This is a genomic window from Alicyclobacillus kakegawensis NBRC 103104, from assembly GCF_001552655.1.
In the GTDB taxonomy this organism is placed as follows: Bacteria; Bacillota; Bacilli; order Alicyclobacillales; family Alicyclobacillaceae; genus Alicyclobacillus_G; species Alicyclobacillus_G kakegawensis.
This window is the reverse complement of the sequence record NZ_BCRP01000039.1, coordinates 1-12,503: the sequence shown is the minus strand read 5'-3', so window position 1 is coordinate 12,503 and position 12,503 is coordinate 1. Positions and strand designations below refer to the sequence as shown.

Sequence of the window (12,503 nt, the reverse complement as noted above, 5' to 3'; positions counted from 1 at the left end):
GCCCGGTTGCGGCGGTTGGCACCGGTCTCACATCTTTCGATGGAACTGGTGCGATTCGACACGCAAAAACTCCAAACCCCAGAGATCCATGGGGTGGAGTACCAACATGGCACCCTCTTTGGCTACGAAGTGCGAGAGTACCTGCTGGAGAAGTGGGGAAGAAAATGCGCCTACTGTGATGTTGAAGGAGTACCGCTGGAAATCGAGCACGTGGTCCCGAGGTCAAAGGGTGGAACGGATCGAGTATCCAATCTCACGCTCGCCTGTCACCGGTGCAACCAAGCCAAAGGCAACCGCCCAATTGAAGAGTTTTTGGCCCGCGATCCTCAGCGTCTCCAACGAATCAAGGCTCAACTTAAGGCACCACTGAAAGGAGCCGCTGTGGTGAACGCAACCCGTTGGGCGCTGTTCCGGCGTCTCCAAGCGACGGGTTTGCTCGTGGAGACAGGAAGCGGCGGGAGGACGAAACACAATCGCATGTCGCAGGACTATCCGAAGAAACACTGGATCGACGCAGCCTGTGTAGGAAAATCTGGAGAGCGTGTACTGCTTCACCCAGAGATGCAAGTGCTGCGAATCGTCGCGAAGGGACATGGTAAAAGGCAACGGTGCAGAACAGACAAGTTTGGGTTTCCGAATCGGCTCGTGCCACGTCAGAAGAAATTCAAGGGATTCCAGACCGGAGATATGGTACGAGCCGTGGTGCCGAAAGGTAAGTACCGTGGCATCCACGCGGGCCGAGTGTCAGTTCGAACAACAGGATATTTTCGTGTAGGCACTGTGGATGGGATTTCGCATCGGTACTGCGAGATCGTGCACAAGGCAGATGGATATCAATACGGCTTTTGAAGGGAGGAAGCGCGGCGCTCCTCCCCATGCCTAGAGACAGGGGTATCCGCGCCGCGCCAAATTCGATGAAATTGTAGATTTGCCGATTGAAACTTTATTCACACCGTGGTATTATAAAGGCAAACTTAATCCTGCGTAGCTGGTTAGTAACCCTCTGGTAATCCGGGGGGTTACTTCGTTCTATGGCTCTTCTCTGCTCTGTCGCCGATTCTGGAGTGCTTGAAAATCTGAATTTCGACCCCTGCCACAGATTAGAGAGACGTCCGCAGTTTATACTAAACCCAGAACGTCAGTGGCCGGTACTGAGCCTTCTATGTTTATTGGACTTTGTTAGACTCTTCTATTGGCGTTTGGCTGCGGCGGCCTTAAATTTTGCAATAGAGGCGCGCAACCGTCCGACATCTCGGGGACAGATTCGAATTTGCCTCGGCGCGGGAGTCATCGCTCCACGGGCAACGTCGGGGCCTCCCCGCGCCGGAGTGCGTTGGTGCGTTACTTCACATTAAGATGATCAAGGAGAAAACTAATTGCCACATTGATGAAGGGAGACTTGTCGATCCCAGTCTGCTTGAGATAACGCTCGAGTCGCGGCTGGATTGCCTTATCCAAATACAATGTTGTATGTGTGTAAGTATCGGTTTTTTTCATCTTCACAACGCGTCCATTGCGAACGCTTATGAGATTTTGTGCCGCGGCTTTCAAGTAATTCTCGACGTATTGTTGTGCAGCTTCTGGATCTCCGAATGAGGATGTAGCTTCAGAGTTAGAACCAGAATTAGAGTTAGAGTTAGAGTCAATATCAGCACGTGCATTAGTTGTAGAAGCAAGGCTAGGTCTAGAAGTAGAATATGAATTAGATTCAATTCGAATTCCAATACTACTACCAGAACTACTATCAGAAATATTATCAGATATAGAGTTGGTACCATTACGCAACTTAGAACTAATGCCGACGTCAGAACTAATATCTAAACCAGAATCGATAGAAGCGTCATTACTAGATTCGGTATCTATTTCAACATTAGGATCAATGTCAACACTATAGTCGGATTTAGTATTAGTCACTGAACCAACGCTGACGCTGACATCGGAATCATTATTGGTATCGGCATCAGTATGGATACCAGAATTAACGCGAGTAGCAGTATCGGAATTAGAACTAAAGTCATCATTACCGTCATTATTGAACTCTACTTTGGAACTAAAACGAGAGTTAACTCTAGAGTCGATACCAGACTTGGAGTCAGTAGTAACAGTGGATTTGGTACGAACATTTTTCTTTGACACATCATTCGATATGTCTGTAACATCGTTTCCGTCGAAGAGAGATTCGTAGGGAGAGCGCGGCCTCTCTGCTTTCAAGCGATTACGAAGCTTGTCTCTCGCGCTGGCCATTATTATACCCACTCCTTTGCGATCTCAATGTGCTGAAGCGTCTCATCGCGCAGTCCTTCGAAACGGATACGCTTAACGTCCGGAAGGTTCTCCTGCAATTTTCCTTCGATGTAATACAACCTGTTCTGAAGGGCTCGTAAGTAGATGGAGTTGTCGTAGAATCCTGAGTCGATACGGTCCAGAATTTCTTTTAGCAAGTCTTCGTATTGCGTGAGAGCGGTCTTTTGGTCCTTTCGTGCGTCAGAGATGCCCAATGTGGCGAATTCGGCAACTCTGGCGAGTCTGCGTATCACCGTGTTAAATATCAGGGCACCATATTCATCTCGGCATTCGTCCAAAATCGTGTCTTGCAGAGTGTATCGGTCTGTTAAGCCGACGGCGATACCGAGCATGACGAGGTCTGGCCTAACGTTCTTCTTGACATGAAATAAAGTCTCAAAGAAACGCGTGAGTGCTTGATAGGCATAAACCTCCGCTTGGAGAACCGTCACGACACAATCTGAGGCAGCCAATGCCGAAAGGGTTTGTTCATTTAAGCTGGGAGGGCAATCAATTAGGATATAATCGTACTCGTCTTGCACTACATCCAAGGTTTGTTTGAGATATAAAAGCGGTGGAACAGATCTTTGCTCTTCTCGTTGAATCTCATAGATGCGTCGCCCATAAATCGCAAGAAGATCATCCGCTGGGATAACATGAAGGTTGGGGATTTCATCGGACGGAACAATGTAGGGGCGCGGGTCTTGGTCCTCAACTGCCTCAAGAATTGTCTCGTTGGAGAAGGTGTATACATTTCGTTGTAACAGTAACGTGCTAACATTTCCCTGTGAGTCCATATCGACGGCCAGGACCTTTTTGCCCATTCGAGCGAGCAAGAACGACATAATTCCCATGGTTGTCGTCTTACCTACGCCGCCTTTCTGCAGCATGAAGGACAAAGTAACAGCCATCTGTACGCCTCCTAAAGGCAATTTGTATTCATGGTACCGAAGTGACTAAGTTAGAGTCAAGGTTACAGCTTATTCTATACTTAGTTCTAACGCCAACCTTAGTTCTAAAGGGTCTTCGTAAAAGCGTGTTGATATATTGATTTTGGTTTCCAGTTTGATTTGGAGGAATTTCTGTGGCGAAAACTCGAAAAACATTGAAAAAAAACTGTTGATTATTGGAAGTGTCCATGGTGCCGAGAAAAGCACTCTCACGATGAAGTTTTAGGCGGACAGCAGGAGTTAGATAGCGACCATCTTATAACTTGCCCTACATGCGGAAATGAAGTGTTGTTAATGCCAAGCATTGAATTTACCTGTGTTCCGACACGAGATGGAGAACCAATTGAATAATTGGAAGTTTAAAATTCTATTTCAACACAGTTTTACGGATAGCCTTCTAAACCCTCATGCCCCTGGCGGGGCACAATATTATCATGAAAATGTCCTGTAGTGTTTACTGGTCGGCGTCCATGATCCAAGATGAAACCAAGTAGGACAGGAAGGTTGTTTTATTTATGGGGTGTCGACCCCGACTTCTAAACTAGCCACAGCCGCCTTGAGCACAAATTATTGTTGCCACGAGCACATCCATCAAATTTCCTTCGGTCAGGCGGTTGTGCCCTACTTGGAAAGGATGAGGACACTTGGACGCCATCCGAGAATGCTGTGCTGGCTTGGATGTTCATCAGGCCAATGTAGTCGCCTGCGTTCTCAAGGGACCTCTAGAAGAGAAGCCCCAAATGTTCATTCAAGAGTTCTCCACCGTATTCTCTGGGCTACTCGAACTCTCCGACTGGTTGGCCGAACTCGGTTGCACAGAGGTTGCCATGGAAAGCACCGGCGCGTACTGGAAACCAGTATTTAACGTCCTTGAGGCCACCTGCGATGTGACCCTCGCTAATGCGGCTCACATCAAGAATCTCCCCGGCCGCAAGACTGACAAGAAAGATGCACAGTGGATTGCCGAACTGCATCGTTGCGGTCTGGTATCCAACAGCTTCGTTGCACCCCGTGAGATACGTGAACTGCGGGATTTGACTCGATACCGCCGAAAGCTAAAGGGCTACGAAACGTCAGAGCGTAATCGAATTCTGAAGGTGCTAGAAGATGCCAACATCAAGATTTCCACCTTCATGAGCGACGTATTTGGGAAGTCTGGCCGCCTCATGCTCGATGCTCTGGTCAATGGTGAAGCCATTGATCCCGAACAAGTGGCGGATCTCGCTAAAGGTCGGTTGCGAGCAAAGATCCCGGATCTCGTCCAAGCACTCAACGGTCGAGTGACACTGCATCACCGTAAGATTATTCAGCGTTCTTTGGAGCACCTTGAGTTTCTCGAGAAGTCCATCGCAGATCTGGAAGCAGACATGGAACACTACTTTGCTCCATATCAACAGCAGGAAGAATTGTTACAAACGATTCCAGGAGTGGGACCCAATGTAGCCAAGGTGATCCTTTCTGAGATTGGAACGGACATGTCCGTATTTCCTTCGGCATCCCACCTTTCATCGTGGGCTGGACTCAGCCCCGGCAATAACGAGAGTGCTGGTAAAAAAAACGGACGAAAACGACGCAGGGCAACCAAGCGCTAAAATCTGCGCTACTCGAGGCAGCTTGGGCAGCAAGTAAAACTCGAACCTTTCTGGGTTCAAAGTTCTGGTCAGTGGCCGGGCGTAAAGGGAAGAAACGAGCCACTGTCGTGGTTGCGCACAAGATCTTGGTAATTGCGTACCATTTGCTCAGGACGGGTACTCCTTATAACGAACTTGGCCACGACTACCTCGAAAAGCGTAAGCCTGTATCCACCGAGGAGCTAATGATCCGCCGTCTTCAAAAACAGGGATACACGGTAATCAAACCAGAACCAGATTTGGTGTAACATACCAAGCGCAAAAGGTCATTTATGCGTCCCGGGCATCCTATTGCCCAATAACAGGGTCACCCGTGAATTCACTGCCTCAATGGAACCCTATTTTCTCATCAAAATAGAATTTAAAAGTAGTGGATGGAGAATGACTCTACTATAGCACTGACCGATCAATGCGAAAGGGAACGCGCTTCCTCCCCATGCCTAAAGGCAGGGGTTTCCGCGCGAATCAGTCGGTGAACAAACTGAGATTGCATCAAACTTGCATTTTTCAGCCTCCAGTCTCGTGCACAATGGGAGATGGGGGCGAGGCGGATGAGCGTGGCGTGGATTGAGGCCAAGACGGAGGCCGGGATAACGCGCTTGGATGGAGAATTAGCCGAGGGTGGCACGAATGTGCAGAGTGTATTACATCGACTCTACAGCGCGAATGCCACCCTTCTGTGTATGTGTAAACCCGAGCGGCCGGTGCCCATGCATATTCGGCGCTATCAGATACAACCCCCAGCCTATTGTCTAGTTACCAACCCACACGGGAAACACTCCCCGGATTGTCCGCGCTTCTCCACGCACATTCTGCGTGTACCCCCAGAGACGCGAATTACGGAACGTCAAATAGTAACCGATTCCGTAGAAACGGTTTATGCGAATTTTGAAAGGAGCACCTTCTACGTGCCTACACTCCAAGAACTAAACCCAGCCCAACAGGCGGCCGCACGGCACAGAGACGGACCCTGCATGGTCATCGCAGCCGCCGGATCTGGCAAGACTGCTGTGCTCATTGCCAGGATTCAGTACCTCATCGAGAGCGGCGTAGATCCCCGTACCATTCTTGCCTGTACCTTTACCCGCAAGGCGACGGAGGAGATGCGTACCCGCTTGATAGACATAGTAGGCAGGGAGGCGGCGAAACAGGTCACTATCGGTACGATGCACTCCATTGCATATCGTATGCTCAAATCCATCTTGGGCAAAGAAGACTGGAGGGTCGCCACCGATCCGTCCTGGCTTATGGAAAGTGTGTTGAGTGAACCCAGCAACATAAATCCGCACGGCGTGGGTCCATTGTACAAAAGCACGCAGGAGGCCCTAACAGATGTCTCTCGGACCAAGGCTGAGGCGCTCATGCCGGAGAATGTATCGGACAAGGTGTTGGCTAAGGTTTATTCCGCGTATGAAGCGGTAAAGGCCGAGCAGCACATTCTCGACTTCGATGACATGTTGTTATACGCCCTGCGGTTCTTCAAGTCAGATCCGAACTTTCGTGACCGATGGAGCCGACGCTGGCGATACGTGCTTGTGGACGAGTTTCAGGACACGAATCTCGCACAATGGCTATTTTTGCTGGAGTTGGTTCGGTACACTCACAATCTGTTTGTGATTGGTGACGATTTTCAGTCCATCTACGGGTTTCGCGGCGCCCGCCCGGATCTGATGTTCCAATTCCACAGACAGTTTCCGGACGCCAAAAAGATTGTGCTCGACATGAACTACCGATCGCACGACCTGATCCTTGACATCGCTGGGCAAGTGATTGCCTTAAACCGTGGCCACCAGATCGACAAACGTGTTCAAGCGGCTCGTCAGGTGTCAGAGGACACCTCCACTGCTGAAATTATCACGTCGAAATCCGACTGGGGCGAGGCTAAATTTGTTGCCGAGGAAATCTCGCGTTTGCATGAATGTTATCCGCGTATTCCCTGGAGCGAGTACGCGGTACTGTATCGGACCAACGTTCAGTCCCGTGTGTATGAAGAACTCTTGGCGGAACACGACATTCCGTACCAAGTCGTAGGGGACAAGCACTTTTATGAAAACCATGACGTAAAGACTTTGCTGAATTACCTCCGTATCACACAGGATCATTCCGATCCAGGCGTATGGCTGCCCTTGCTCAATCGGCCGAAGCGCTTTATTTCCAGACAGGTCATTGAGGAAGTGAAAGCCGGCGGTTGGAACGCAGTGATGGCTCATCCCAAGTGCCACGAATTCCGCGAGACCGTGGAAAAGTTGAGCCGATACGAAAGCCCGGCAGAGGCCCTACGTTGGCTGGTGGACAAGCACCCGACGGTGGTGCGCCAACAAGACGCGGACGAGCCGGTCAAGTGGGTGGATTCGCTGATTCAGTCGGCCTCAAGGTATAGGACTGTGCCGGAGTTTTTACGGTATGTGGACTGGGTCATTGAAAAGTCGAAGGAACCCAAGGATGACGCCGTTCAGCTGATGACCATCCACAAGTCAAAAGGACTGGAATGGTGGACGGTGTTCGTTGTGGACCTGGTGGAGGGGATTCTTCCCCACCGAAAGTCCATGTCAGGCCCCGGATTGCGCGAGGAAACGAGGCTCTGCTACGTGGCAATCACACGCGCCAAGGAGAACCTGTATCTCATGGCCGCTAAAGAATACGGTGGAGAACCGGTAGAGCTATCGCGGTATGTGCGTGTTTTGCAGCATTGACACTCCACACGGCTAAAGCCGTGGGATTCTTGGGAGCATCCTCGCAACCGAAGATTCTGCCTTGCGGCTCCAAGCTATCCCCGTGTGTCCCACGGTTGAGTCCGCTTAGGCGGACATATTCAATAGTCGCAATCCTTCTCGAAGAATGTTTCTGGCGGCGTTCACATCGCGATCATGGTGTTCGCCGCAGTTTGCGCACGTCCACTCGCGTACAGACAAATCTTTTGTCTCAGAGTTTCGATATCCGCAATTGGAGCAAAGTTGGCTGGACGGAAACGACGGAGATACGACAGATATCTGTCTTCCGTACCAGACCGCTTTGTATTCTAACTGCCGACGAAACTCAGACCAACTGGCATCTGAAATGTTTTTCGCCAGGCGGTGGTTCTTCTGCATGTTTTGCACGCGCAGGTCTTCCAGACAGATCACTTGGTTCTCGCGAATGAGCCTGGTGGACAGCTTGTGCAGGAAATCCAGCCGGGCGTTGCGTACCTTCTCATGCAGCCTGGCCGCTTTCAGCCTGGCTTTCTCCCGGTTCTTTCCTCCGGACTTCCGACGGGAAAGAATCCGTTGCCAGCGTTTCAGTTTCTTTTCGTGTTTTCGCAGGTGCCGGGGATTGGAGATCGTTTCCCCGGTGCTGAGCACAGCAAAGTCCTTTAATCCCAGGTCGATGCCAATGGCGGTCGTCTCTGGTTTCAAGGATGGAATCTCAGTATCTACCAACACTGAGACAAAGAATTTGTCCGAAGGCGTTAAGCGCACCGTCGCAGAGAGAATTCGTCCTTGCACTTCGCGGGACTTTGCGAACTTCACCCATCCCACCTTCGGCAACCGAATCCGGCTACCTTCGATACGGATGGTCGCTTTATCGTCCTCTCTTCCGTTGCGTTTCGACGTATAGGACTGCTTCGGGTGTTTCTTACTCTTGAAGTGTGGGTAGCCTTTCTTTTCCCGAAAGAACCGCTGGAAGGCGTTGTCCAGCTCTTCCACCGCCCGTTGCAGGGCAGTGGAGTCCACATCCCGAAGCCAAGAGTACTGCTGTTTCAACGCTGGCAACTCGTGCATACAGGCGTATTGGTTCAAGGTGGTGCCGTCCTGCTCGTAGACTTCTTTTCGACGGGCGAGGAAGTGATTGTATACAAACCGACAACAACCTATTGTTCGCCTGATTTGTTGTTCCTGCTCTTTCGTCGGATAGAGACGGAAGGAATAGGCTTTGTGCACCAAAATCACCAAGAAAATGGTACCATATCGCGCTTCATCCCACCCCTAAAGGAGTGGGCTTTCGCGCGCGTTTCTTGTAAAAAACGGTGTAAAAAAGGTCAGTCTATGATATGTATACATGTTACACTAATGATGAAATCAAGAATATCTAGGAGGTTTTGTTTCGTGACGAAATCTGAGCTTGTGCGCAAGGTCGCAGAACGGACAGGACTCTCACAGAAGGACGCTGATACAGCCGTCAACGCTGTGTTCGCTTCGATTCAGGAAGTGCTGGCGAGGAAGGAGAAGGTGCAAATCACGGGGTTTGGGACCTTCGAGGTCCGCGAACGCGCAGAGCGTCGCGCGCGGAATCCACAGACGGGCGAAGAGATCACGGTTCCTGCGGGATTTGCGCCGGCGTTTAAGGCCGGTAAGGAGCTGAAGACAGTAGTTAAAGCGTAAATCGCGGCAGAACAACCGTGCCCTCTCACGAGGGAGGGCATGGAACGACAAGGAGCACGGACATATGCGCTATCACCCTGTATATTACCATTCGTATTCTTATTCCCATGCACATCTTGGACACGTGTTCGGCCGAGCCATTGTTCACGGAATCGGTTGGGGGATTGGCTATCAGTTGGTACGTCACCTTCCGTTCATGCTCATCGTAATCATCGCGTTGGCAGCTCTTGCATGGTATTTCCTTCGCCGCCGGGAGTGACGGTGTCAGAAAAAGACACCGCCTATACGGCGGCTAGAGGCGGATAAGATTCGAAAAATATTGTAGCACAAAGGGGGGGCATCCCGAGGTGGAACTTCAGCTTCGTCCCTATCAAAAAGAGGCTGTTGAGGCGTTTTTCGACGCCCTCTCTAACCATCGTCGTCAACTGATTGTCCTGCCTACGGGCGCGGGCAAAACGGTAGTATTCGGGGCGATTGCCCGACGGTTCTACGAAGATGTTTCAGCAGAAAAGCCTATCCTTGTGATCGCCCACCGTTCCGAGTTGCTCGACCAGGCAGAACAAAAGATTCGCTACGTCTGGCCTGATGCCTTAATTGGCCGTATTCAGGCCGGGCGAAACGAGCAACTGGGAATGGTGTTGTTGGCGTCCACGCAAACCTTGGTGGCCGGGAGGCAGGTTCCTGAGCCGGGACTCATCATTTATGACGAGTGCCACCATAGCCGGGCGGAAGGTGCGCTTGGGGTACTCACACGCTTTCGGGTGTTTGAACCAGACGGGCCTCCTCTACTCGGAGTAACGGCGACACCCTCACGCTCGGATAAGACAGAGCTTGGAGACGTATTTGAACATCTCACGTACGAACGCACGATACTGCAGATGATCATGGACGGATACCTGGCGGATGTGCGTGGGATAAAGGTCGAGGTTCCTGGACTGAACCTTAGCGCCATTCGTACGGTGGGCGGAGACTACAACGCCAAGCAATTGTCGTACGTGATGAACGTTGATGGTGCCCTCGACGCAGTAGTAGAGGCTGTACAAACCTACGCCCCAGGACGGAAATCGCTGGTGTTCGCGGTCGACGTCAAGCACGCGAAGGCGTTGGCGGAACGGTTCCAGGCCGCAGGCATGGCATGTGCGGCTGTTGACGGTGGGATGCCCGCTGAAGAGCGGGCGTCCATCTTGGAAGCGTTCGCGCAAAACCGCCTACGTATTCTAGTTAATTGCCAAATTCTCACTGAGGGGTATGACCAGCCGGACGTGGATGCGGTGGTAATCGCCCGGCCCACACGTTCCCAAGCGCTTTATACGCAGATGGTGGGTCGAGCGCTTCGCCTTCATCCGCGCAAGACCGATGCGCTTGTCATGGATCTCACTGGTGCCAGTGAGGATAAGTCGCTGCAAACCTTCACGCGCCTCATGAAGACGCAACGCAAGCAAAACAGCCACGTTTCAGTAGCGGGTGCCGGCGCTGACGAATTGCCTATGGAGAACGGGGAGAGTGTGACCGAGTGGCTCACCCGTATGGATGAAACGAAACGGCAGAAGCTAGAGAAGGCCAAACGGGTCGCCGAAGCGATTAACCTGTTCGCTAATCGTGCCCGGTATCGGTGGCAACAGGTCCAGGACAACTTCGCGATCTCCTTCGACGATTCACGATGGGCGTACCTATATCGAGACGGAGAAGAATATTGGCCGGTGCTGGAACTCAACAACGAAAAGTTTATGCCGCTGCACGACAGACCCGTGCCACTCGAATACGCGCAAGGTATTGCTGAGGGGTTTCTACAGCTGCTCAATTCGAAACTTATCCAAAAGGACGCAGAGTGGCGAGACGCACCGATGTCGCCGCGTCAAAAGTATGTGCTCGATAAGTATCGCATTCGTTATGACCATACGTGGACCCGGGGTATGGCATCCGATGCACTTGCAAAGGTCTTCGCCAAGAAGCGCATCAAAACACTGGCTAAGAATTTCAATCCAGAACAGTGTAGAAAGGTCTTGGCTACAAACAACGGAAAAGAGTGGCTGTCTCAGCGGATTGAACGATTCCGCGAGTACGCCGAGTCTGAGATTGTGGCCCAATGAATCTCACACCAAGTGTCAAATTTAGAAGACCGCCCCCGTTTTGAGGACGGTCTTTGTTTTTGTCGTTGTTCAGCTTTGGCTTACGCTGGCGCTTGCACCGGACGCGGTTCCGGGTTTCGCCTTATCCGGGTAGCTAAGCGGCCCCTGGTGTTGTACAAGCCGCGTAAGGCGTTTCTGCAGGTTGTTCAGTATTTGCTGCTCTTTGTTACTCGTGAGCTTCCCGTTTTGGACAGCCTGGTCAAGGTGGGCTTTGACTTTTGCTGTCAATTGAGAGACCAAACTGTCTACGGAGATGCCTTTGCTCTCAGCTACCTGAGCGATGGACTGACCGTTTTTCAGGTCTTGCAAGAGTGTCTGTTCGCTAACGCCAAGGATCTGGGCAATGGCCTTCAATGCCTGAGCTCTTTTTGCAGGATGAGCAGTAAATTTATGCTCAACAAGCTTTTGCACATTGGAGTCAAACTTCTGAATTATCGCCTGTTCTTTATTCGCAGTCAATTTACCATTCTGCACGGCTTGGTTCAGGTATTGCTTGAAATCGACTTCCAGCTTGGAGATGAGCGTCTGTTCCGAGATACCCTTCGACTGCGCAATCTGTGCCAAGGTTTGTCCAGATTTTAGATCCGCTTTGAGGGTATTTATGTCTATGCCGAGAATCTTGGCGATTTCAGTCGCGATTGCTCCGAATCGACCGTATCCGTCCGAACCATGTTGTACGTGTTGCGCCGGAGGTGAACCCGAACCAGACGTAGACGAGCTGTTCGTAGTCGCCGCGAACGCAGTCATTGTGCCGAACGTTCCTACCGCCAACACCGCCGCCAGGATAGCTTTTGCCTTGAATTTCAACGGTTCTGACCTCCTGTTGGATTGATTAGCATTCGAACGGCTGACGGGTCTCATGATATTAAGCGTTGATTGAATGGAACTTGAATCCACATTGTCCGACGTTGAAAACAGCATCAAATTTGCACTTTTTGTGGACATTAAAGGTGCTATCATGAAACCGATGATAATAGGAGTAAAAAAGTATTTATAAGGAATCAAGGAGTAGTAACGAAGCCTACAAGTCAATGCAAATGATAGACGCCGTCCTGGGTTAGGCGGGCAAACAGAGGGTATAGACGCAGAGTGAAAGGGCGCGTGAGGGGGTGTTTGTGTGCCAAAGCGATATGCAGATGCAGACTTATACGG

General features: G+C 51.0%; 8 protein-coding genes and 1 pseudogene. 5 read left to right on the top strand and 4 right to left on the bottom strand.

Annotated features, from left to right (window positions below):
• A partial coding sequence (iscB, locus tag AK2_RS15765; protein ID WP_169794816.1) for an RNA-guided endonuclease IscB occupies window positions 1–849 on the top strand: 849 nt, incomplete at its 5' end.
• Window positions 850–1,341: 492 nt separating this feature from the next.
• Here the strand turns inward: iscB and AK2_RS17010 are convergent.
• On the bottom strand, window positions 1,342–2,244 hold the full coding sequence (locus AK2_RS17010) for a hypothetical protein (protein ID WP_157076394.1): 903 nt from the start codon (window positions 2,242–2,244) through the stop codon (window positions 1,342–1,344).
• A 2-nt stretch (window positions 2,245–2,246) separates the two neighbouring features.
• Window positions 2,247–3,194 (bottom strand): ParA family protein, encoded by a 948-nt coding sequence (locus AK2_RS15760; RefSeq protein WP_067936890.1) that lies wholly within the window; start codon window positions 3,192–3,194, stop codon window positions 2,247–2,249.
• 683 nt (window positions 3,195–3,877) lie between these two features.
• Between AK2_RS15760 and AK2_RS15755 the strand changes: the two are divergent.
• Window positions 3,878–5,112: pseudogene (locus AK2_RS15755) on the top strand (IS110 family RNA-guided transposase).
• A 660-nt stretch (window positions 5,113–5,772) separates the two neighbouring features.
• Window positions 5,773–7,557, top strand: coding sequence for an ATP-dependent helicase (locus tag AK2_RS15750; protein WP_245632945.1), 1,785 nt, complete (start codon window positions 5,773–5,775; stop codon window positions 7,555–7,557).
• Between the two features lie 105 nt (window positions 7,558–7,662).
• Here the strand turns inward: AK2_RS15750 and tnpB are convergent, their stop codons facing one another.
• On the bottom strand, window positions 7,663–8,781 hold the full coding sequence (gene tnpB, locus AK2_RS15745) for an IS200/IS605 family element RNA-guided endonuclease TnpB (RefSeq protein ID WP_067936901.1): 1,119 nt from the start codon (window positions 8,779–8,781) through the stop codon (window positions 7,663–7,665).
• 165 nt (window positions 8,782–8,946) lie between these two features.
• On the opposite strand from tnpB, the gene AK2_RS15740 reads away from it, so the two are divergent.
• Both AK2_RS15740 and AK2_RS15730 read left to right on the top strand, forming a co-directional pair.
• Window positions 8,947–9,222 carry an HU family DNA-binding protein gene (locus AK2_RS15740; RefSeq protein ID WP_281180683.1) on the top strand — a complete coding sequence of 92 codons (276 nt, stop codon included), beginning with the start codon at window positions 8,947–8,949 and terminating at the stop codon, window positions 9,220–9,222.
• A 347-nt stretch (window positions 9,223–9,569) separates the two neighbouring features.
• Complete coding sequence (locus AK2_RS15730) at window positions 9,570–11,312, top strand: DEAD/DEAH box helicase (RefSeq protein WP_067936881.1); 1,743 nt, start codon at window positions 9,570–9,572, stop codon at window positions 11,310–11,312.
• 69 nt (window positions 11,313–11,381) lie between these two features.
• Here AK2_RS15730 and AK2_RS15725 read toward each other — a convergent pair whose 3' ends face one another.
• On the bottom strand, window positions 11,382–12,158 hold the full coding sequence (locus tag AK2_RS15725; RefSeq protein ID WP_067936877.1) for a hypothetical protein: 777 nt from the start codon (window positions 12,156–12,158) through the stop codon (window positions 11,382–11,384).
• Window positions 12,159–12,503 lie beyond the last annotated feature (345 nt).

Bases quoted from the DNA above. Each gene is read 5' to 3' on its own strand.
- AK2_RS15760 (WP_067936890.1), bottom strand. From the start codon at position 3,194: ATGGCTGTTACTTTGTCCTTCATGCTGCAGAAAGGCGGCGTAGGTAAG.
- AK2_RS17010 (WP_157076394.1), bottom strand. From the start codon at position 2,244: ATGGCCAGCGCGAGAGACAAGCTTCGTAATCGCTTGAAAGCAGAGAGG.